This window comes from Noviherbaspirillum aridicola (genome assembly GCF_019656455.1).
Taxonomy (GTDB): domain Bacteria; phylum Pseudomonadota; class Gammaproteobacteria; order Burkholderiales; family Burkholderiaceae_D; genus Noviherbaspirillum; species Noviherbaspirillum aridicola.
Map to the genome: position 1 here is coordinate 82,108 of NZ_BPMK01000012.1, position 19,408 is coordinate 101,515.

General features: G+C 69.4%; 18 protein-coding genes and 1 riboswitch. Of the genes, 8 read left to right on the plus strand and 10 right to left on the minus strand.

Translation table 11 applies throughout. The features are described from left to right. The first annotated feature begins 67 nt into the window (after window positions 1-67). A complete protein-coding gene (locus NCCP691_RS14285; RefSeq protein WP_220809214.1) occupies window positions 68-715 on the plus strand; it encodes a LysE/ArgO family amino acid transporter in 648 nt (215 codons plus the stop codon). 113 nt (window positions 716-828) lie between these two features. Here NCCP691_RS14285 and NCCP691_RS14290 read toward each other — a convergent pair whose 3' ends face one another. The 4 genes from NCCP691_RS14290 to NCCP691_RS14305 all read right to left on the minus strand — a co-directional run bounded on the left by NCCP691_RS14290 (window position 829) and on the right by NCCP691_RS14305 (window position 3,285). Continuing rightward, entirely contained in the window at window positions 829-1,479 is a 651-nt protein-coding gene (locus tag NCCP691_RS14290) for a CBS domain-containing protein (protein WP_220809215.1), read from the minus strand. A 93-nt stretch (window positions 1,480-1,572) separates the two neighbouring features. Then, entirely contained in the window at window positions 1,573-1,776 is a 204-nt protein-coding gene (locus NCCP691_RS14295; protein ID WP_220809216.1) for a hypothetical protein, read from the minus strand. 14 nt (window positions 1,777-1,790) lie between these two features. Further along, entirely contained in the window at window positions 1,791-2,825 is a 1,035-nt protein-coding gene (locus NCCP691_RS14300) for an SRPBCC family protein (protein ID WP_220809217.1), read from the minus strand. A gap of 145 nt (window positions 2,826-2,970) precedes the next feature. Continuing rightward, the gene (locus NCCP691_RS14305; RefSeq protein WP_220809218.1) at window positions 2,971-3,285 is read right to left on the minus strand and encodes a hypothetical protein; all 315 of its coding nucleotides are present in this window, start codon (window positions 3,283-3,285) and stop codon (window positions 2,971-2,973) included. A 203-nt stretch (window positions 3,286-3,488) separates the two neighbouring features. On the opposite strand from NCCP691_RS14305, the gene NCCP691_RS14310 reads away from it, so the two are divergent. After that, the gene (locus NCCP691_RS14310) at window positions 3,489-5,975 is read left to right on the plus strand and encodes a penicillin-binding protein 1A (protein WP_373870360.1); all 2,487 of its coding nucleotides are present in this window, start codon (window positions 3,489-3,491) and stop codon (window positions 5,973-5,975) included. On the opposite strand, the gene gloA is transcribed toward NCCP691_RS14310, so the two are convergent. The 4 genes from gloA to NCCP691_RS14330 all read right to left on the minus strand — a co-directional run bounded on the left by gloA (window position 5,972) and on the right by NCCP691_RS14330 (window position 9,782). Further along, window positions 5,972-6,508 (minus strand): lactoylglutathione lyase, encoded by a 537-nt coding sequence (gloA, locus tag NCCP691_RS14315; RefSeq protein WP_220809219.1) that lies wholly within the window; start codon window positions 6,506-6,508, stop codon window positions 5,972-5,974. The two genes, NCCP691_RS14310 and gloA, sit on opposite strands and share 4 nt — an antisense overlap. 61 nt (window positions 6,509-6,569) lie before the next feature. Then, on the minus strand, window positions 6,570-8,705 hold the full coding sequence (locus NCCP691_RS14320) for a hybrid sensor histidine kinase/response regulator (protein WP_238482448.1): 2,136 nt from the start codon (window positions 8,703-8,705) through the stop codon (window positions 6,570-6,572). Between the two features lie 35 nt (window positions 8,706-8,740). Then, a complete protein-coding gene (locus NCCP691_RS14325; protein ID WP_220809221.1) occupies window positions 8,741-9,109 on the minus strand; it encodes an Hpt domain-containing protein in 369 nt (122 codons plus the stop codon). A 52-nt stretch (window positions 9,110-9,161) separates the two neighbouring features. Continuing rightward, a complete protein-coding gene (locus tag NCCP691_RS14330) occupies window positions 9,162-9,782 on the minus strand; it encodes an excisionase family DNA-binding protein (protein WP_220809222.1) in 621 nt (206 codons plus the stop codon). Between the two features lie 249 nt (window positions 9,783-10,031). Between NCCP691_RS14330 and NCCP691_RS14335 the strand changes: the two genes are divergently transcribed. The 4 genes from NCCP691_RS14335 (at window position 10,032) to NCCP691_RS14350 (ending at window position 16,320) form a co-directional block, all read left to right on the plus strand. Continuing rightward, window positions 10,032-10,514, plus strand: coding sequence for a chemotaxis protein CheW (locus NCCP691_RS14335; RefSeq protein WP_220809223.1), 483 nt, complete (start codon window positions 10,032-10,034; stop codon window positions 10,512-10,514). Window positions 10,515-10,532: 18 nt separating this feature from the next. Then, complete coding sequence (locus tag NCCP691_RS21530) at window positions 10,533-12,224, plus strand: methyl-accepting chemotaxis protein (RefSeq protein WP_220809224.1); 1,692 nt, start codon at window positions 10,533-10,535, stop codon at window positions 12,222-12,224. An 84-nt stretch (window positions 12,225-12,308) separates the two neighbouring features. Beyond that, window positions 12,309-13,997: a methyl-accepting chemotaxis protein gene (locus NCCP691_RS14345; protein ID WP_220809225.1), complete on the plus strand. Its 1,689-nt coding sequence runs from the start codon at window positions 12,309-12,311 to the stop codon at window positions 13,995-13,997. 36 nt (window positions 13,998-14,033) lie between these two features. Next, a riboswitch (TPP riboswitch) is annotated at window positions 14,034-14,132 on the plus strand. A gap of 40 nt (window positions 14,133-14,172) precedes the next feature. Further along, window positions 14,173-16,320 carry a TonB-dependent siderophore receptor gene (locus NCCP691_RS14350; protein ID WP_220809226.1) on the plus strand — a complete coding sequence of 716 codons (2,148 nt, stop codon included), beginning with the start codon at window positions 14,173-14,175 and terminating at the stop codon, window positions 16,318-16,320. Here NCCP691_RS14350 and NCCP691_RS14355 read toward each other — a convergent pair. Together NCCP691_RS14355 and NCCP691_RS14360 are read right to left on the minus strand one after the other, a co-directional pair. Beyond that, window positions 16,292-16,558 (minus strand): hypothetical protein, encoded by a 267-nt coding sequence (locus NCCP691_RS14355; protein ID WP_220809227.1) that lies wholly within the window; start codon window positions 16,556-16,558, stop codon window positions 16,292-16,294. The genes NCCP691_RS14350 and NCCP691_RS14355 overlap by 29 nt on opposite strands. Further along, the gene (locus tag NCCP691_RS14360) at window positions 16,555-17,319 is read right to left on the minus strand and encodes a GNAT family N-acetyltransferase (RefSeq protein WP_220809228.1); all 765 of its coding nucleotides are present in this window, start codon (window positions 17,317-17,319) and stop codon (window positions 16,555-16,557) included. The genes NCCP691_RS14355 and NCCP691_RS14360 overlap by 4 nt, the downstream gene beginning before the upstream one ends. Window positions 17,320-17,461: 142 nt before the next feature. On the opposite strand from NCCP691_RS14360, the gene NCCP691_RS14365 reads away from it, so the two are divergent. Together NCCP691_RS14365 and NCCP691_RS14370 are read left to right on the plus strand one after the other, a co-directional pair. Next, a complete protein-coding gene (locus NCCP691_RS14365) occupies window positions 17,462-18,481 on the plus strand; it encodes a M14 family zinc carboxypeptidase (protein ID WP_220809229.1) in 1,020 nt (339 codons plus the stop codon). Then, window positions 18,478-19,278, plus strand: a complete 801-nt coding sequence (locus NCCP691_RS14370; protein WP_238482449.1) for an alpha/beta fold hydrolase — start codon at window positions 18,478-18,480, stop codon at window positions 19,276-19,278. Before NCCP691_RS14365 ends, NCCP691_RS14370 begins: the two co-directional genes overlap by 4 nt. Window positions 19,279-19,408 lie beyond the last annotated feature (130 nt).

Sequence of the window (19,408 nt, forward strand, 5' to 3'; positions counted from 1 at the left end):
AGTGTTTCTAATCCCGATGAAGAAAAGATAGTTTGGCTTCATTGGCGAGTGCTGGCAAGCTTGGCGAATGATCACCTCGACCGCCAGCCTGCCGTCCGCCTTTCCGGTTTTCGTACAGGGCCTGCTCCTCAGCCTGGGCCTCATCGTCGCCATCGGCGCCCAGAATGCATTCGTGCTGCGCCAGGGGCTGCGCCGCGAGCATGTGGGCGTGGTCGTGCTGTTCTGCGCGGGCGCCGATGCCGCGCTGATCACCGCGGGCGTGATGGGCATGGCCCGGGCGCTGGGGGAGAGTCCCGGGCTGGCGCGCGGGCTCGCGCTCGCCGGCGCCGTGTTCCTCGCGTATTACGGATGGCAGGCGCTGCGCCGGGCGCGCCATGCGGCGCGGTTGCGCGCCTCGGCGGACGGCCCGGGGTTCACCCGGGGCGCGGCGCTGGCCCAGGCCGCGGGCTTCACGCTGCTCAACCCCCACGTCTACCTGGACACGGTCCTGCTGGTGGGCAGCATCGGCGCCGGCCAGCCCGAGGCCCTGCGGGGATGGTTCGTCGCCGGCGCCAGCTGCGCCAGCCTGTGCTGGTTCGCGCTGCTCGGATTCGGCGCGCGCTGGCTGGCGCCCTGGTTCGCGCGGCCGAGGGCGTGGCAGCTACTCGACAGCCTGATCGGCCTGACCATGTTCGTGCTGTCCGCCCTGCTGCTGCGGCATGTCATCGCGGGATAGCGAGGCCGCGTCGGCACGGTAGGGTCGCGGTGGCGGACGAGGGCCGTCCTTGCAGCGGCCCTCGTCCCTGTCGTCGCCGGGGCGGATGAGACGGTGTCCGTTCCCGTCGAGGCTCAGGACGGCGGCAGGCCATCCATGTTGAGATCGCCGCCGCCCACGCCCTTGCTGGTGTCGTTGTTGTCGACCGGGCCGCTGCCCGAGGCGCCGGCGGCGCGGCCGGCGGTCTCGCCCGCCTGCGCCATCGTGGTGCCGCCCGCCACCTGCGCGCCGCTGCGCGAATCGCCGGATCCGGTGCGCCCCGCGACATCGCCGCCGGTCGGATGGCGTCCGGGAGCGGAGGGCGAGGACACCATCTCCACGGTTTCCTCGACATCCTGTTTCTGTCCCGCCGACCGCGTGGCCACGTCCCCGAGCGCGACGATGCCCACCAGCTTGTGCTGGTCGTCATGCGTGACCACCGGCACCCGCCGTATCTGGCTGTCCGCCATCTGTATCATCACCTCGTCCAGCGGCTGGTCTTCGAAGCACCAGCGCACCTCGCCCGTCATCGCGTCGCTGACCGCCGCATCCTGCGGCGACATGCCGCGCGCGGTGGCGCGGATGGTGATGTCGCGGTCGGTGATCATGCCGACCAGGCGCTCGCCGTCGCATACCGGCAGCGCGCCCACGTTCAGCTCGTCCATCATCTGCGCCGCATGCTGCAGGCTTTCCTGTGGCGCGACGAAACGTACGTCGCGCGTCATGACTTCAGATACCGTCTGCATTTTCTCTTCCTTTCATTGGCTGGCCGGCGTCCATGCGGGCGGCCGGGATGTATATGAACCATCCCGCCGCCAAAGGTTTTCGCGCCGCCCGCGTCAGCGCTCCATGCGCCCGTAGCAGTGCAGCTGATCGAGCACCCGCGTGAGCTGCTCCGGCGTTTCCGCCTGAAAGTCGCCGAGGTGCTCATTGCTCGGGGAATAGAACTTGAGCATGGTGCCGGCGCCGCCGGAGTCGATGGTGTGGATGCGCGCGACCTGCGAGAGATTGATCTGCCAGCCGCCGCCGATATCGATGAACATGAGATCCTCCTTCGTCAGGGTTCGGTGCTGCCGCCGCCGCCGATGCCGGCATCGCGTCCGCCGCTGGCCCCGCCGCCGGTGAGCGCGGTGCCCGAGCCGGACGATGTCCCGGTCCCGGTGCGGGTGTCTCCCGCGCTTACCGCCGAGCCGAGTCCGGTGCCGCCGGCCGCGTCGGCGCCGGCCGCGGGCGATACCCGGTCGCCCTCGAGCGAGCCGCCCGCGGCGCCGGTCAGGTCCTGCGCATCCGCATGGCGCGGGCCGGTGCCGCCGCCGCCCTTGCCCCCGGTCATGCGGGCGCCGGCGGCCGCGTCGGTGCCGCCCGCGGCGCCTGCCACCGCGGCGTTCCCTGCCGTTAACTGCCGGTCGCGCACATCGCCCCCGGCATCCTGCCGCGGCATGGACGCGGCCTGCGGCGCGGTCCCGCCCTGCGCCGCCGGCGCGGCCTGGGCGCGCTGCGGCAGCTCGGGCTGCGGCGGCGGTTCAGCCACGGCATTCATCGCGGCGGCCGGCCGGCCGATGGCATCCGATGTCGGCACGCTGCCGTGCACCTCGGCCGTCGTATCCTGCGGCATTTCTCCGAGGTGACGCATCGGGATGGGCGCGGCCTGCGCGGCACCCGGCGGCGACGACTGCCGGCCGCCTTCGATGATGTCCTTGAGCCGCGCCATGTCCTGTCCCAGCCGCTGCGCCATCTCCTGCTCGGTATAGCCGCTCATGTTGCCCGGCACCTGTTCCGGCTCGGCGTGCAGCGTGATGGTCACCTTCGACTGGTCATTGCCCAGCGGTTCGAGATCGACCCGGCCGTTGTTGGTCGGTCCGCTGGTGTTGTGCCAGGCCAGGCATCGTCCCGGTTCCTGTTCCGTGATTTCCGCATCCCACTCCACGGAGCGGTTGGCCATGCGCGTGGTCCAGTGCAGATGCGTGTCGTCGAGCTTCTGCACCGCCTCCACGTCTTCCATGAACTGCGGATAAAGCTCGAAGCGCGCGAGCTGCTGCCAGGCCTGGTGCGCGGGCACCCTGACCTCGATTGAATGCCGGATGGTCGACATGTTGGCTCTCCTTGTCTTGCTCCATGTGATTGATCGCGGGGCGCCGCCATACAGGCGTCGCCCCCCATGGAGGACTCTGAGCGCAAGCGCCGCGACAAGTTGCCGTTTTGAGAAGGAAAGCCGCGCGGCGGTCTGCGCAGGAAAGTCAGCGTGCCGCGATGGCCTGTCCGAACGCGGGCGTGAACTGCCAGGCGAGCTGCCCTTCCTTCACGCCCCATGACTGCAGGATGCGCATGTCGAGCCAGTCGTTGCCGGCGGCGACCTGGATCTCGGCCTCGAAGATCTCGCGCATCAGGATGACGGTATCGTTCCAGCTGTCGGCTTCGACCGCGAGGCTGGCGACCGCGGTGATGTCCTGCGGCAGCCGCGCGAGCGCGTGGGCCGCCATGGTGTCGAGCAATTCGACGGCGCGTTCGCTGAGGACCTGTTCGACGAGGCGGTTGATGTGCATGGCCGGCATGGCGGCAACTCTGCCAGTTGCCGGTTGTCTTTATCTGCATCGGCAAGCTTACGGTCAGCCGGGCGATGCTGGCAAACGAAAGATCAAGGAAACGGCGCATCCCGGTCTTTCCTTGACAAAACACGACGACCTTGCCGGGCCGCCCGCTAACATCGTGCACATCCCGCTTCCCCGGCATCGTCTCTCACGGGCTTTCACGCAAATTGCAAACGCTACTGTCCATCCTGTCGCGCATCATGGCCCGCCTGCGGCCCCCGTCGGCGCGCCTGGCCGGCTACTTCCGCACCGCGGCGCGCAGTGACACGCCCGCGGGCACGCGGGCCGCCGCCGTCTTCAAGGGGATGTTTTCCCTCGGCCTCATCGCCGGCGTGCTGCTGGTCGCCTACACGCTCCTGCTGATCCCCTTCACGCCGAGCATCGCCGACCTGCGCCGCGCGCGCAACGAGGTGCCGAGCGTGCTCGTGTCGGCCGACGGCAAGCGGCTGGCCACCTACAACCGCCTCAACCGGGAATGGGTGCCATTGGAGAAGATCTCGCCGCATGTGATCAATGCGCTGATCGCGACCGAGGACCATCGCTTTTACCAGCACTTCGGCATCGAGCCGCTGCGCATGGTGGTGGGCGCCGGCCGCGCGCTGATCGGCGACCCCGAGGGCGGGTCGACCATCACCCAGCAGCTCGCGCGCAACATGTATCCGGAGCAGATCGGCCGGCAGCGCACGATCACCCGCAAGCTCAAGGAAATCATCACCGCCCTCAAGCTCGAGCACGCCTACAGCAAGCGCCAGATCCTCGAGTCGTATCTCAACACCGTGCCCTTCCTGTACAACGCCTACGGCATCGAGATGGCGGCCCGCACCTATTTCGACAAGCCGGCGAGCAGGCTCGGCCTGCTCGAGAGCGCGACCCTGGTCGGCATGCTCAAGGGCACCAGCTACTACAACCCGGTACAGAATCCGGAGCGCTCGCAGCGGCGCCGCAACGTCGTGCTGTCGCAGATGGTCAAGCGCAACCTGCTGAGCCGCGCGCAGTACGATACGCTCGCGGCGCGGCCGGTGCGGCTGGATTTCGAGCGGCAGCAGGAGGCGCTCGGTCCGGCGCCGCACTTTGCCCAGCATCTCAAGCGCTGGCTGATCGAATGGGCCGACCGCAACGACTACAACATCTATTCCGACGGCCTGGTGATCCACACCACGATCGACTCGCGCCTGCAGGCGATGGCCAACCGCGCGGTGCAGCGCCAGCTCGACGCGCTGCAGGCGGTGGCGAACGTCGAATGGGCGCAGGCCTCGCTGCGTCCGCCGTCGGCGGCGATCGACAGCTATCTGCGGCTGCAGCGCGGCGTGCAGCCCTTCGCGCACTTCTGGCAGGCCAATCCGCGACTGCTCGATACCTTCATCCGCGAATCCTCGGCCTATGCGCGCGCGGTGGACGGCGGCGCGGCGCCGGAGGAGGCGCTGGCGCGGCTGCGCGCGGACGCCGAGTTCACGGCGCGGCTGCGCGCGGACAAGACGCGGCTGCAGGCGGGCTTCGTCGCCATCGACCCTGTCACCGCGCAGGTCAGGGCCTGGGTCGGCAGCCGCGACTATGCGGCGGACCAGTTCGACCACGTGGGGCAGATGCGGCGCCAGCCCGGCTCCACTTTCAAGCCTTTCGTGTATGGGGCGGCGCTGGAAGCGGGCATGTCGCCGCGCAAGCAGTTCATCGACACGCCGATCGAGGTGCCGCTGTCCGACGGCACGGTATGGCGGCCGAGCGATGTCACGCCGCCGACCGGGAAGCCGATGACCGCGCGCGACGGCCTGGTGCTGTCGAAGAACACCATCACCGCGCGCGTGATGCAGGAGACCGGGCCGAAGAAAGCGGCCGAGCTGGCGCGCAGGATGGGCGTGGACAGCAGCCGGCTCGACCCGGTGCCCGCGCTGGCGCTCGGCACCAGCCCGGTGACGCCGGTGGAGATGGTGTCGGCCTATGCCACGCTCGCCGCCGGCGGCGAGTACCGCAAGCCGGTGCTGGTGACGCGCATCGCCGACCGTCACGGCAACGTGCTGGCCGAGTTCGATGCCGACGGCCGGCGCGCGGTGTCGCGCGAAACCGCGGAAGAACTGACCGACATGCTGCGCGCCGCCGTCAGCCAGGGCACCGGCCAGGGCATCCGCTCGCGCTTCGGCATCCGCGCCGATGTGGCCGGCAAGACGGGCACCACCCAGGACAATACCGACGGCTGGTTCATCCTCATGCATGCCCGCCTGGTGGCCGGCGCCTGGGTCGGCTTCAACGACAGCCGCGTCACCATGCGCAGCGGCTACTGGGGCCAGGGCGCGCACAACGCGCTGCTGCCCGTCGGGGATTTTTTCCGCCAGGCGCTCGATGCGCGGCTGGTCGATGCGCAGGCGCAGCTGCCGCGGCCCGACGAATCGCTGTTCGGACGCCTGTGGGAGACCATCGAAGGCTGGTTCGGCGGCGACGAGCCGCCTCCGCCGGAGGCGCCGCCGCCGCGGGACGACGGCGGTTCGCTGCTGGAGCCGGTGGAAGACCTGGTGCGCCAGGCGCGGGAGATCGAGCGCACCTGGCGGCGCTGGCAGGAACGCCTTGAAGACTTCATGGAGGCGGTGCAGCGCCTGATCGACAAGCTGCCGGGCGGCGGCGACGCGCGCGCCGCCGGCCCCCAGCCTCCCGATCCCGGCTAGCTGCCCAGATTTCCGGTGCGCGCGGGTTCCACGATCTCGATCCAGTAGCCGTCGACATCCTTGATGAAGGCGACATCGCGCATCTTGCCCTGCTCCGGCCGCTTCACATACGGCACCTGGTTCTGGTCGAACCAGCGGATCGCGGCGTCGAGGTCGGGCACGGAAATGCAGATGTGGCCGAAGCCCTGCGGCTGGGCATTGCCGTCGTGATAGCGGAATTCCGGATCGCTTTCCGTGCCCCAGTTATGGGTCAGCTCGAGCACGCCGCGCTGGCTGAAGACGAAGGCATTGCGCGCGGACGGCTGCTCGGGCACCTCGGCGTCGCCGTCGAGGTGGGCGAGGAAGTAGAGCGAGAACTTCATCTCCGGAAAGTCCAGCTTGCGCAGCAGGCGCATGCCGAGCACGCGGCTGTAGAAATCGAGCGAGGCAGCCGGGTCCTTCACCCGCAGCATGGTGTGGTTGAACACGAAGCCGCGGGTTTCCTGCGGCGCCTGGGCGCAGACGCCGGGCTGCATTTCGGTGGTGAATGCCATGATTGCCTGTCCTTGTGGAGAAAGCAGCAAGGATAGCGAAAATCCGGATGCGCTTCCGCGCTCAGGCCGGCGCCGGCGTGCGGGCCCATTGCAGGATCTTGGCCCGGAAGGCGGCGGCCGAAAACGGCTTCGACAGGTAGTCGTCCATCCCCGCCGCCAGGCAGCGTTCGCGTTCGCCCTCCACGGCGTTGGCGGTCAGCGCGATCACCGGGGTGCGTTCCCCGCCGCCTGCGCTTTCCCGCTCGCGCAGGCGGGCGGTCGCTTCATAGCCGTCCATCACCGGCATCATGCAATCCATCAGGACCAGGTCGTAGCGTGCCGTCTCCAGCGCGCGCAGCGCCTGCTCGCCGTTCTCCGCCTCCTCGACGCTGCAGCCGAGCCGCTGCAGCAGCAGCCGCACGAGCTGGCGGTTGACCTCGGCATCCTCGACCACGAGCACCCGGCAGCCAATGCCCGCCGGTGCCTGCGGCAGCGTCTCCGGCTCGTCCGCCTTTTTCGGGGCCGGCGCTTCCGCCGCGCGCAGGCAAAAGCCGAAGGTGGACCCCCTGCCCGGCTCGCTGTCGCAGGTGATCTCGCCCTGCATCAGCGCCGTCAGCCGCTTGCAGATCGCCAGCCCGAGTCCGGTGCCGCCGTAGTCGCGGCTGATCGCGCTGTCGGCCTGCATGAAGGGCTCGAACAGGCGTGCCTGCGCGGCCGGCGCGATGCCGATGCCGGTATCGCTGACGGTGAACGCGAGGTCGATCTGTCCGGGCGCGTCCGACGGCCGGGTGCTGCAAAGCCGCACGCTGACCTTGCCGGCGGCGGTGAACTTGATCGCGTTGCTCACCAGGTTGCCGAGGACCTGGCCGACCCGGGTCGGGTCGCCATGCACCCAGCCGCCATCGTGCTCGATCACCAGCTCCAGCGACAGCTGCTTGCGCTGCGCGTTGAGCCGGTGCAGGGCGACCACGTCGGCGGCCAGCGCGGCCGGATCGAAGGGAACATGGTCGAGATGCATGCTGCCCGCCTCCACCTTGGACAGGTCGAGAATCTCGTCGATGATCCGCATCAGTCCGCTCGCGCTGCTGTGCACGCTGCGCGCGCAGGCGCGTTGCGCGTCGTCGCGCGCGGAATCGACCAGCAGTTCGCTCAGGCCGAGGATGCCGTTCATCGGCGTGCGGATTTCGTGGCTCATCACCGCCAGGAACTGCGACTTGGCCGCGTTGGCGTTTTCGGCCTGCTTCTGCAGCTGCAGCGCCCGCTGTGCATCCTGTTCGCGCCGTTGCAGCAGCCGCGCGATCTGCATGAAGGCCAGCAGCAGCGCCGCCAGGCTGGCGGCGGTGATGGCCGTGATCAGCAGCGCGCTGCGCCGCCAGCCGCCGAGGAAGAGCGCTTCGGTGACGGTGACGGTCACGATCAGCGGGTACTCGCGCACCTTGCGCGGCGCGCTCATGCGCAGCACCGGCCGCCCGCCCTCCAGGCCTCGCGGCGCGTCGCTGATGACCACCTCGTGGTCCTTGCCGCGGCGGAGGACCTCGTGGGTCAGGCTGGCCAGGTTGCGCTGTCCGATGCTGGCGTCCGCCAGCGGCCAGCGCGCCATCAGCGTGAGGTCGCTGCGGTAGAGCGTGATGGCGGCGGCATCGCCGAGCGTGACCTTGCGGAAGAAATCGGAAAAGAATTCGGAGGAGATGCCGACCAGGACGATGCCGATGAACTCGCCGTGTGCGCCTTCCAGCCGGCGGCTCAGGTAGAACGTCCACTTGCCGTTGACCTTGTTGCGGGCGGGCGCGCTCAGGTAGACGCCGGTATCGCGGTTGTCGCGGTGATGGTGGAAATAGTCGCGCTCGGACAGATTGATCGGCGGCGCCGGGAATTCGCGCGTGAAATTGATGATGTTGCCGTTGGCATCGACGATGGTCGCGACGTCGATCTGCGGCAGGCCGCCGACCTTGTCGCGCAACATGCGGTGGGCGCCGGGGCCGCTGAAGGCGGCCTGCAGCCCGGCGGCGTCGGCCACGCGGAAGGCACGCACGTCCTCGGCCAGGCTGTCGAGCACCATGTAGGCGGACGCCATGGTCTGGAAAGTGTTTTCGGCCAGCACGAGCGACAGATTGTCGAGCTGGGTGCGCCAGTCCTCGATGGTGCGCGCGCGCAGCGCCTGGATCGAGAAGGCGGCGGTGGCGACGATGATGGCGACCACCGCCGTTCCCACGATCATCGCAAGCCGTCGCGAATGCCCTCCTGGCGTCCCGCTCATGCCGGGCCTTTCGGTCCGAACTCGACGATGCTGGCGGCGACTTCGGCGAGCACCGCGGCAAATTCGGTCCGCAGGGCCGGCAGGAGCGCGGGGAAATCCTCCGCCCGCGCCTCCATCGCCGCACGCTCGAGCTCGTTCGCCTGTCCGGCGCAGGCGGACGCGCCGACCAGCATCAGGCTGCCCTTGAGCGCGTGGCTCTCATGGCGGACCGCGCCGGCATCGCCGGCGCCGGCCGCGGCTTCGAGCCGCTGCATGCCGGGTGGCGCAATGCGCAGGAAGGTCTGCGACAGTTGGGCGAAGTCGTCGGGGTCTCGCTCGATCATGTCGAGCAGGACCTCCGGATCGATGTGGCTGTAGCGCGTCATGGCGTCTTCGGCTCGCGGGCTCTCGGTGCTGATTCCAACAATTCTGTTACTTTTACCGCGGCCTCGCGCGGCGGGCGGCGGCGGCGCAGCAGGCGCGCATGTAGCCGCGCAACTCGTCGTAATTCACCGGCTTGCCGAAGAAGACGACGCCCGGCGGCAGTCCGCCGCGCGCCGCGAGATCCGCCTCGGACAGGCCGGACACGACGGCGATATGCATGTCGGACAGGTTGGGATAGCCGAGTATGGTGTTGATCACTTCATAGCCGTCTATGCCGCTCATGACGATGTCGGCCAGCAGCACGTCGGGCGTGCGCGCCGCGATCTCCACCAGCGCCTGGTAGCCGTTCTCGCAGAAGCGCACGTCGAGCGGCAGCTTCCACGCCGCGAACTTCTTCTCGTAGGCGGCGCGCTGCATCTCGTTGTCCTCGACCACCAGCACGCTCACCCGGTCGCCCGGCTGCCGCGGCGCGGGGCCGGCAGGCGGCGCGGCGCCGGTCGAGGCGCGGTAGGCATGCACCGCGCGCAGCGGTATCCGGCGGTGGCCGCCCTTGGTTTTCCATGCCTCGATGACGCCGGCCTCGACCAGCTGCTGCACCGAGGTGACCGAGATGCCGAGCAGGCGCGCCACTTCCTGCGTCGTGCACACCTCCCCTGTCGTCGGTTGTTTATCCATCCCATCGACCCAATCAGATTTAACAAATCAACGTGTATTTGTTAGTTTTGTTATACTCGCTGAAAAGTTTTATTTTTGAACAAGCTTTCCGGCGCCCTTCCGTAGGGCGCACTGAATTATGAGGCCGAAGCGGCCTGGCGCAAAACGATGACGTAACAAATAACCGGGTCGGAACGGCGGAAATGAAACGCGAGTCCGCCTGCACTTGCCGATTCCATGCTCGAAACCGGTAACAGGAAGGGGGATGTGATGCACGCAGCAAGCAAGCAGGAGAAGGCCGCCGGGCGGGACCACCTGGTCTTTCGCCTCGGTGACGAGGAGTACGCGATCGAGGTCGGCAAGGTGCGCGAACTGCTGCGCTACGAGCCGGCGACCGCGGCGGAAGGCGCGAACGGTGCGAGGAATGCCGCGATCGTCTTTCGCGGCCGCATGCTGCCCGCGGTGGACTTGCGTGCGCGGCTGAGCCTGGCGCCCGGCCCCATCGAGCGGCGCGCGGTGTCCATTGTCCTTTCGCTGGCGGGCGCCCAGGCCTGCCTGGTCGTCGACGACGTGCTGGAAATGGTGTCGCTGACCGCCGACCGGATCATCCCCGCCCCGGAGATCGCCGCCGGCGGCATCTATCTCGGTTGCCTGACCGGGCTGGCCCTGCTCGACGGGCGCAGCCTGATGCTGCTCGACCCCGAACGTCTGCTGGCGGCGCCCGAGTGCCGCCATCTCGCCACCGCCGCCTGACCCGGAAAGGACCTCATCATGAAACTGAACCGATTCTCCATCGCGACCCGCCTCGGGCTCGCCTTCGCCGCGATACTGCTCATGATGCTGTCGCTCGCCGGCGCCGGACTGTGGAGCATGAGCGAGACGCAGAACCGGCTCGAGCGCATCACGAAGGAAAACGGACGCAAGACCGAATTGCTGCATACGATGTCGTCGTCGGTGCATATCGTCTCGCGCGTCATCCGCACGCTCGCACTGCTCGACGACGGCGCGAAGATCGAGGCCGAGGCAAGGAAGATCACCGACGCCCGCGCGCGCTACGACGACGCGCGCGCGGCACTCGAGAAACTGCCGGCCACCAGCACCGGGACCGCGCTGCGGGCAAAGATCGACGCCGCGCGCGCGGCGGCGCGCCCCCTCAACGACCAGCTCATGGCGCTGGCAAGGGAAAACAAGGATGCCGAGGTGACCGAACTGCTGCTCAGCAAGGCGGGTCCCGCATCGCAGGCCTGGCTGGAAGCGATCGACGAAGCCCTGGCCTTGCAGCAGACAGCCAGCGAGGCCGAGGTCGAGGCCGCCGATGCCGCCTACCGGACCGCGTTCGGCGTTGTCGTCGCGCTGTCCGTGCTGGCGCTGCTGCTCGGCATGCTCGCGGCATGGATGATCAGCCGCTCGATTACCCGTCCGCTGGGCGCCGCGGTGGAGTTCGCGCGCGCGGTCGCCGCCGGCGACCTCACCCGCAGCGTGACGCCCGACGGCCAGGACGAGACCGCGGCGCTGCTGGCCGCACTGGGCGACATGAACGCCAGCCTGGCCGGCATCGTCGGCACCATCCGCAGCGGCAGCGACATGATCGCGACGGCATCGGGCGAGATCGCATCCGGCAACCAGGACCTGTCGGCGCGCACCGAGGAACAGGCAAGCTCGCTGGAGGAAACCGCGTCCTCGATGGAAGAGCTGACCTCGACCGTGCGCCAGAACGCCGAGAACGCGCAGCAGGCCAACCAGCTCGCGCGCAGCGCCTCGGACGTGGCCGGGCGCGGCGGCGAGGCGGTCGCCGCCATGGTGGCCAACGTGGGCGAGCTGGCGACGTCGGCGCGCAAGATCGCCGACATCATCGGCGTCATCGACGGCATCGCCTTCCAGACCAACATCCTGGCGCTCAACGCCGCGGTCGAGGCCGCGCGGGCCGGCGAGCAGGGGCGCGGCTTCGCGGTGGTCGCCGCCGAGGTGCGCACCCTGGCGCAGCGCAGCGCGAGCGCGGCCAGGGAGATCAAGACACTGATCGGCGATTCGCTGGAAAAGGTCGATGCCGGCGCGCGCCTGGCCGACCAGGCCGGCAGCACCATGAGCGAAGTCGTGTCCGGCATCCGCAACGTCACCGACATCATGGACGAGATCAGCGCCGCGAGCCGCGAACAGGCGACGGGCATCGCCCAGGTCAACGATGCGGTGACGCAGATGGACCAGGTGACCCAGCAGAACGCCGCGCTGGTGGAACAGGCCGCCGCGGCGGCCAGCTCGCTGCAGGACCAGGCCATGCAGCTGGCCAGGGCGGTGAGCGTGTTCCGCGTGCCCGGCGGCCGCGACACGGCGTCCGCCGCCGTGCCGGCCGTAGCGAAGCCTGCCGCCGCCCGCAAGGCGCCGACCCTGCCCCGCAACGCCGCGCTGACGGCGCCGAGAGCGGTCGGCACGCCCGCTCCCGACGGCGAGTGGGAAACCTTCTGACATCCCGCGCGGCAGTCCCCATGCAGATCCGCCGCCCTACCCGGGCGGCAGCCGTTTCATCCAACCGTCCCACGAGGCAAGCCGATGCGCGTCAACCATCCCGTCACCGGAAACGAATACCGGATGCGGCCCGATCAATCCCTCATCTCCCGCACCGATACCCGCGGCGTCATCACCTACGCCAACCGCGATTTCATCGAAGTCAGCGGCTACAGCGAAGCCGAACTGCTCGGCCAGCCGCACAACCTGATCCGCCATCCCGACATGCCGCCGGAAGCTTTCGCCGACATGTGGGCTCAGCTCAAGGCCGGGCGCTCCTGGTCCGGGCTGGTCAAGAACCGGCGCAGGAACGGCGACCATTACTGGGTGCATGCCAATGCCACGCCGATATGGGAAAACGGCCGCGTCACCGGCTACACCTCGGTGCGCACCGTGCCATCGCGCGAACAGGTGGAGGCGGCGGAAGCGCTGTATGCGCGCTTTCGTGAAGACCGCGCCCGCGGCCTGGCGATTCGCCACGGTCAAGTGGTGCGCACCGGCCTGCCCGGCCTGCTGGAGGCGCTGACGCGGCTGAGCATCGCGCGGCGGGTGCAGCTCAGCGTCGCGGTGGCCTGCGCATGCACGCTCGGCGTGGGCCTGCTCGGCATCCGCCACGCCGATGCCGCGGACGCGGCATGGCTGTGGGCGGCGATGGGCGCAGGCGTCGTCTTCAATGTCCTGCTCGGCGTGATGCTCGTGCGGGCGGTGACGCGGCCGCTCGCGCACGCGGTCGATGTCGCCTGCCAGATCGCCGCCTGCAATCTCACCGCGCCGATCGACATCGGCTCGCGCGACGAGACGGGCCAGATTCTTCACGCGCTGGCCACCATGAAGACCAGCCTCGCCAACATCGTCGCCGGCGTGCGCCGCAATGCGCAGGGCATTGCCTCCGGCGCGGCGGAAATCGCGGCCGGCAACATCGATCTCTCATCCCGCACCGAGGACCAGGCCGCCAGCCTGGAAGAATCCGCGGCGAGCATGCAGCAGATGATCGGCACCGTCAGGAACAATGCGGAGCACGCGGCCAATGCGCGCGCGCTGGTCGACCGCGCGCAGAACATCGCGGTGGAAGGCGGCGCGGCGATGAACCAGGTGGTCGCGGCGATGGAAGCGATCGCGCAGAGTTCGCGCCGCATCAGCGACATCACCGGCGTCATCGACGGCATCGCCTTCCAGACCAATCTGCTCGCGCTGAACGCGGCGGTGGAAGCGGCACGCGCGGGCGAGCAGGGACGCGGCTTCGCGGTGGTGGCGATGGAAGTGCGCTCGCTGGCCGCCCGCAGCGCCGAGGCATCGCGCGAGATCACCCGTCTCATCAAGGACGCGGCGCGCCAGGTGGAAGCCGGATCGGCCGAAGTCGTGCACGCGCGGCAGACCATGGACGGCATCGTCGCCTCGGTCGAGCAGGTGGCAGGCATGATGGGTGAAATCACCGCCGCATCGAACGAACAGAACCGCGGCATCGCGCAACTGAGCGAGACCGTGATGCGGATGGACCAGGTCACGCAGCAGAATGCCGCGCTCGCCGAACAGGCCGCCGCCGCCTCCGCCGCGCTGCAGACCCAGGGCGTGGAACTGATGCAGGAATTCGGCGTGTTCAGGCTCGACGATGCGCACGGCGCGGCCGTGCAGAGCGCGCGCGTGATCCCGCTGCACGGCCGCCGGCCCGCGGCCGCGGATGGCGGCGCCGCCGGCATCGTTGCGCACGCGCGTCAGAAACGGCTGCCCGCCTGAAGCCGCACCCGGGATCATGGCCCGTATGGTAGGATGCGCGTCCGCTAGGGGTCCCGGAGCAAACGTTCCGGGTGAGAATCACCCTCCGAACCTGATCCGGATAATGCCGGCGTAGGGAAGCGCGCGCGACCGTCGGTCCGCGCCCGCACCCGCGCTGGCGCTGACTCGACAAACCATGCCTGCCTCCCACGCCGTACGCCATTCGATTCCCGTCCTGTTCGCCGCGCTCGCCCTGCCCGCGGCGGCTCAGCAAGCCGATCCCACCCTGCCCGCCGTCACGGTCACCGCGCCATCGGCCACCGCGGGCGGCAGCGCCAGCGTCGGCGGCTTCGGCGACACGCCGCTGCTGCGGACGCCGGCGTCGGTCAGCGTCTACGACGGCCGGCAGCTGCATGAGCGCGGCGTGCGCCAGACCACCGACCTTGCGCGCATCGAGGCCGGTCTGAACGAGTCCTACAACGCGATCGGCTACGCCGAGCAGTTTTCCATCCGCGGCTTCACGCTCGACAACTTCTCCAGCTACCGCAAGGACGGGCTGATCATCAGCTCCGACGCCAGCATCCCGCTGGAGAACAAGGAACGCATCGAGGTGCTCAGGGGGCTGTCGGGGCTGCAGGCGGGCGTGTCCACGCCGGGCGGCCTGCTCAACTACGTGACCAAGCGTCCGCCCGCCGAACCGGTGCGCGCGGCGACGCTCGGCGCCGACGGTCACGGCGGGCTGTACGGCGCGGTCGACCTCGGCGGACGCAGCGAGGACAGGCGCTTCGGCTACCGCATCAACGCGGCGGCGGAAAGGCTGCGCTCCTATGTCCAGGGCGCGGACGGCGAGCGCAGCTTCGTCTCCGGCGCCTTCGACTGGCGGCTGTCGCCGCGCTCGCTGCTGCAGCTCGACCTCGACTACCAGCACAAGTCGCAGCTGACCGTGCCCGGCTTCCAGCTGATCGGCGGCACCGAGCTGCCGTCCGGCGTCTCCGCGCGCACCATGCTCAACGCCCAGCCCTGGAGCCGGCCGACCGAGACCGACAGCAGCAATGTCGGCCTGCGCTACGAACACCAGCTCAACGCCGACTGGAGCGCCTCGCTCGCCTTCAACCGGCATGGCGTCCGGCGCGACGACTTCGCGGCCTTCCCGGCGGGCTGCCTCGCCGAAGGCATCCTGTACGGCTTCTGCGCCAACGGCGACCACGACATCTACGACTATCAGAGCGAGAACGAGTCGAAGCAGGTGCTGAACGGCCGCGCGCAACTGCAGGGGAACGTGGTCGCCGGCGGGCTGCGTCATGCCCTCACCTTCGGCCTGGAAGCGGTGCGCCGGCGCGATCGTTTCGGCGACTGCGTCTATGGCGCGAGCGACTGCATCGGCTCCACCCCCAACGGGGTCAGCAATCTCTACGCGCCCCGCGACGTACCGGGGTCCGATATCCGGACCAGCAACATCATGCTGCGCCGGCAGAGCAACGAGCGCGCCGTCTACCTGCAGGACATCGTCGCGCTGACCGACGCGTGGACACTGCACGCCGGCCTGCGCCATACCCGGCTCGAACGTCATCAGCGCTACCCGGAGCGCGGCCAGGACGAGCGCTACGCGAAGGACTTCCTGCTGCCGAACCTCGCCCTCGTGTTCATGCCGCGCGAGACGCTGTCGCTGTATGCGTCCTACGCGCAGGGGCTGGAGCACGGGACGATCGCGCCGCTCTTCACCACCAACCAGGACCGGATGCTGGACCCGGCCAGGTCGCGCCAGCTGGAATTCGGCGCCAGGGCGCAGCTGTCGGCCGGCTGGTCGGTGTCCGCCGCGCTGTTCCGCATCGAGAAGCCGCTCGACTACATCGACGAGTCCTATACCTGGGTGCGCAACGGCGAGGCCCGCCACGACGGCATGGAACTCGCGGCGCAGGGACGGCTGACGCCCGCATTGTCGGTCGGCCTGAGCCTGGTCGCGCTGGACACGCGCCAGCAGGACACCGGCTATGCGGCGCTGGAAGGCAAGCGCGTCTCGAATGTTCCCGACTTGCGCTCGATCGCGCGCGTGGCGTATGCACTGCCGCAGCTGCCCGGCCTCACGCTCGACGGCAGCTGGGAGTACACCGGCAGCAAGTCCTTCGTGACGCCGGTGGCGGCGGTCAACGTGCCCGGCTACCACCTGCTCAACCTCGGCGCCGCCTACGCGACGCGGGTCGGCGGCGTGCCGGCCACGCTGCGGCTGCACGTGGACAATGTGTCCGACAGGTTCTACTGGCGCGAGGCGTCGACGCAACTCGGCGGCTATGTATTCCCCGGTGCGCCGCGCACGGTCAGGGTGACGGCGCGCTTCGATTTCTGAGGCGGGCGTCCGCCGCGAGCGAGCACGCCTGGCGATAGCAGCCGCGCCGCCGCTCCGCCTCGGCCAGCAAGCCTTCCTCATCATCGCCCGGGCCGATCCTGCACAGCGCGACCAGCACCGCGGCCCAGGCGCCCGCCGCCGCCTGCACCGGATCGCCAACGCGCTGCCCGGTGCCGGCCGGCGCCGCTGCGATGGCGGTGGCGGCGACATAGTCGCCGGGGCGACAGCAGGGCTTCATGCAGCCTTGTCTCCCAGGTAGCGCCGCGCATAGCGCTCGTCGAGGTTGGCCAGCGGAAGCAGGACCAGCAGGTCGGCGCAGTGAAACTCGGGATCCCACGCCGGTTCGCCGCATACCCAGGCGCCGCTGCGCAGATAGCCCTTGAGCAGCGGCGGCAGCGCCGGCGCGATGTCGGTGTCGCCATGCAGCGGAAACGCCAGCCGCGGCGGCGCGCGGTACTCCGGCGGGGACAGGTGCCCGTCCCTGCTCAGCTGCTGGAACACCGCGTTGGCCTGCGCGCCGCCGTCGGCCAGGCTGATGCTGGCGCAGCCGATCAGGTATTCGCAGCCGTTGCGCCGCATGTAGTCGGCCATGCCGGACCAGAGCATCATGATCACCGCGCCGCTGCGATAGTCGGGATGGATGCAGGCGCGTCCCGCTTCCACCAGCCGGGCGCGCAGGTGCGCGAGCCGGCGCAGGTCGAACTCGCCCTCGCAATACAGTTCTCCCAGCTTTTGCGCGCCCTTCGGATTGAGCAGGCGGTAGGTGCCGACGACTTCCAGCGTCGCCATGTCGCGCACCAGCAGGTGGTCGCAACAGTCGTCGAATCGATCGCGGTCGAGACGCTCTTCATTCATCAGGCGCGCCAGCCCGCCGCCTTCGATGAAGACCTTGTACCGCAGGCGCTGGACCTCGCGCACTTCGCCGGGGGTCGATGCCAGGGAAAGGGCAAGCCTGGCCTTGCCCGGTTCCGCCTGCCGCTGTGTCGTGACGAGTTGCATGTGTGCTCCTTTCGTGAGAACAACACAAGCGTAATCGGCGTTTGCTTCAGTTCCATTACTAACGCATATCAATTTCATGACACGCGCGCGGATTTCCGCCGGCGCCGCGCGGTCAGAAATCGGTTACCGATTTCCGCCACCCATGACCGCCACTTCGTTCGACGAGCTGATTGCGCTTGAACGGATCATCGAAAGAGGATCCGGGGTGTTCGACGTCCGCACGCTGTGCAGCGTGGAGTGCGACGGCCGGCGCTTTCCGGTGCATGCGCTGGCGGTGGGCACGCCGGATCCGCGGGCGCCGGCGGTCGGCTTCTTCGCCGGCGTGCATGGCCTCGAGCGGATCGGCACGCGGGTGCTGCTGGCCTTCCTGGAGACCCTGCTCGAGCGCGCGGCCTGGGACCCGGCGCAAAAGGCGCTGCTCGGCTCGATGCGGCTGGTCTTCGTCCCGCTGGTCAATCCAGCGGGCATGCATCGCCGCACCCGCTGCAACGCCGCCGGCGTCGACCTGATGCGCAATGCGCCGGTGGAGTCGGAGGAAGCGGTGGCGCCGATGGTGGGCGGCCATCGCCTGAGCCGGCGCCTGCCCTGGTACCGCGGCGCGCGCGCGATGGAGCCGGAAACCCGCGCCGTGTGCGAGCTGGTGCGCGAGGAATTGTTCGGCCGGCCGCTGTCGCTGGTGCTCGACTGTCACTCCGGCTTCGGCTTCCGCGACCGGATCTGGTTTCCCTACGCCTGCAGCCGGCGGCCGATTCCGCATCTCGGCGAACTGTTCGCGCTGCAGCAGCTGTTCGAGCGCGCCCATCCTCATCACGACTACACCTTCGAGCCGCAGAGCCGGCAGTACCTGACCCACGGCGATCTCTGGGACTACCTCTATCAGCAGGCGGCGGCCGAGTCGCCGTCGACGGTGTTCCTGCCCATGACCCTGGAGATGGGTTCGTGGCGCTGGATACGCAAGAACCCGCTGCAGCTGGCGTCGCGCGAGGGCTATTTCAATCCGTTTCCGGCGCATCGCCTGCAACGGGTGCTGCGGCGCCATCATGTCTGGCTGGATTTCCTCACCCGTGCCGCGGCGGCGGGCGAACGCTGGCTGCCGGACGGCAGTGCGCGCGCGGCGAGCGAGCGCCTGGCGCTGGCACGCTGGTATGGCGGGGCGCCGTGAGCGTGCGCGGCGCCCACTGGATATTCCTGCGCGGCCTGACCCGGGAAAGCCGTCACTGGGGCGGCTTCCCCGAACAGTTCCGCGCCGCGCTCGGGCCGGTGCCGGTGCACATGCTGGATCTGCCCGGCAACGGCGCCCGCCACGCGGAGCGCAGTCCGGCGAGCGTGACCGCCATGGTCGAGGATTGCCGCCGCCAGGCCGCCGCCGCCGGCATACCGTCGCCGTTCTTCGTGCTCGGCCTGTCGATGGGCGGCATGATCGCCGCCGCCTGGGCGCGCGCGCATCCGGCGCAGCTGCGCGGCTGCGTGATGATCAATTCCAGCATCGGCAGCCTGAGTCCGCTTCATCACCGGCTGCGGTGGCGCGCGTGGCCGATGCTGCTGCGGCTGGCCGCCGCGCGCGGCGACGCGGCCGCCATCGAGCGCGGCATCTGGGCATTGACGAGCCGGCGCGCGCCGCACGCGCCGGAGCTGGACAGGTGGACGGCACTGCGACTGGCCCGGCCGGTCAGCGCGGGCAACACGCTGCGCCAGCTGCTGGCGTCGTCGCGCTTCAGGCCGGACGGCAAGCCGCGGGCGCCGCTGCTGGTGCTCGCCAGCCGGGGCGACGGCCTGGTGAGTCCGGACTGCTCGCGGCGGCTGGCGGCGGCGTGGGGCGCCAGCCTCGCGCTGCATCCATGGGCCGGCCACGATCTGCCGCTCGACGACGGCGACTGGGTCGCGCGCGAGGTGAACGAGTGGCTGCGCGGCAGTTTTGAGCGGGAACAAACCGAGGCTGAAACGCCACGCATGGTTTGACCGTGTTCAGCAGGCCGGGCCGCCATCGCGCTCATCATGCCTGCATGGCCCGCCCGCCGGGTAATCGATGAAAGGATCTGCCGTGGAAACCCGTATCGCCAATGCCGTGTTCGCCGCCGCCGTCATGCTC

What these genes read in the sequence shown, in the direction of transcription:
- NCCP691_RS14325 (WP_220809221.1), bottom strand. Translation starts at nt 9,109, where the DNA reads ATGACGCGCTACAGCCACATCGATCCGGAGGTCCTGCTCGACATGATC.
- NCCP691_RS14330 (WP_220809222.1), bottom strand. Translation starts at nt 9,782, where the DNA reads ATGGATAAACAACCGACGACAGGGGAGGTGTGCACGACGCAGGAAGTG.
- NCCP691_RS14290 (WP_220809215.1), bottom strand. Translation starts at nt 1,479, where the DNA reads ATGCAGACGGTATCTGAAGTCATGACGCGCGACGTACGTTTCGTCGCG.
- NCCP691_RS14355 (WP_220809227.1), bottom strand. Translation starts at nt 16,558, where the DNA reads ATGAAGCCCTGCTGTCGCCCCGGCGACTATGTCGCCGCCACCGCCATC.
- NCCP691_RS14300 (WP_220809217.1), bottom strand. Translation starts at nt 2,825, where the DNA reads ATGTCGACCATCCGGCATTCAATCGAGGTCAGGGTGCCCGCGCACCAG.
- NCCP691_RS14345 (WP_220809225.1), top strand. Translation starts at nt 12,309, where the DNA reads ATGCGCGTCAACCATCCCGTCACCGGAAACGAATACCGGATGCGGCCC.
- NCCP691_RS14335 (WP_220809223.1), top strand. Translation starts at nt 10,032, where the DNA reads ATGCACGCAGCAAGCAAGCAGGAGAAGGCCGCCGGGCGGGACCACCTG.
- NCCP691_RS14295 (WP_220809216.1), bottom strand. Translation starts at nt 1,776, where the DNA reads ATGTTCATCGATATCGGCGGCGGCTGGCAGATCAATCTCTCGCAGGTC.
- NCCP691_RS14360 (WP_220809228.1), bottom strand. Translation starts at nt 17,319, where the DNA reads ATGCAACTCGTCACGACACAGCGGCAGGCGGAACCGGGCAAGGCCAGG.
- NCCP691_RS21530 (WP_220809224.1), top strand. Translation starts at nt 10,533, where the DNA reads ATGAAACTGAACCGATTCTCCATCGCGACCCGCCTCGGGCTCGCCTTC.
- gloA (WP_220809219.1), bottom strand. Translation starts at nt 6,508, where the DNA reads ATGGCATTCACCACCGAAATGCAGCCCGGCGTCTGCGCCCAGGCGCCG.
- NCCP691_RS14305 (WP_220809218.1), bottom strand. Translation starts at nt 3,285, where the DNA reads ATGCCGGCCATGCACATCAACCGCCTCGTCGAACAGGTCCTCAGCGAA.
- NCCP691_RS14365 (WP_220809229.1), top strand. Translation starts at nt 17,462, where the DNA reads ATGACCGCCACTTCGTTCGACGAGCTGATTGCGCTTGAACGGATCATC.
- NCCP691_RS14285 (WP_220809214.1), top strand. Translation starts at nt 68, where the DNA reads ATGATCACCTCGACCGCCAGCCTGCCGTCCGCCTTTCCGGTTTTCGTA.
- NCCP691_RS14350 (WP_220809226.1), top strand. Translation starts at nt 14,173, where the DNA reads ATGCCTGCCTCCCACGCCGTACGCCATTCGATTCCCGTCCTGTTCGCC.
- NCCP691_RS14320 (WP_238482448.1), bottom strand. Translation starts at nt 8,705, where the DNA reads ATGATCGTGGGAACGGCGGTGGTCGCCATCATCGTCGCCACCGCCGCC.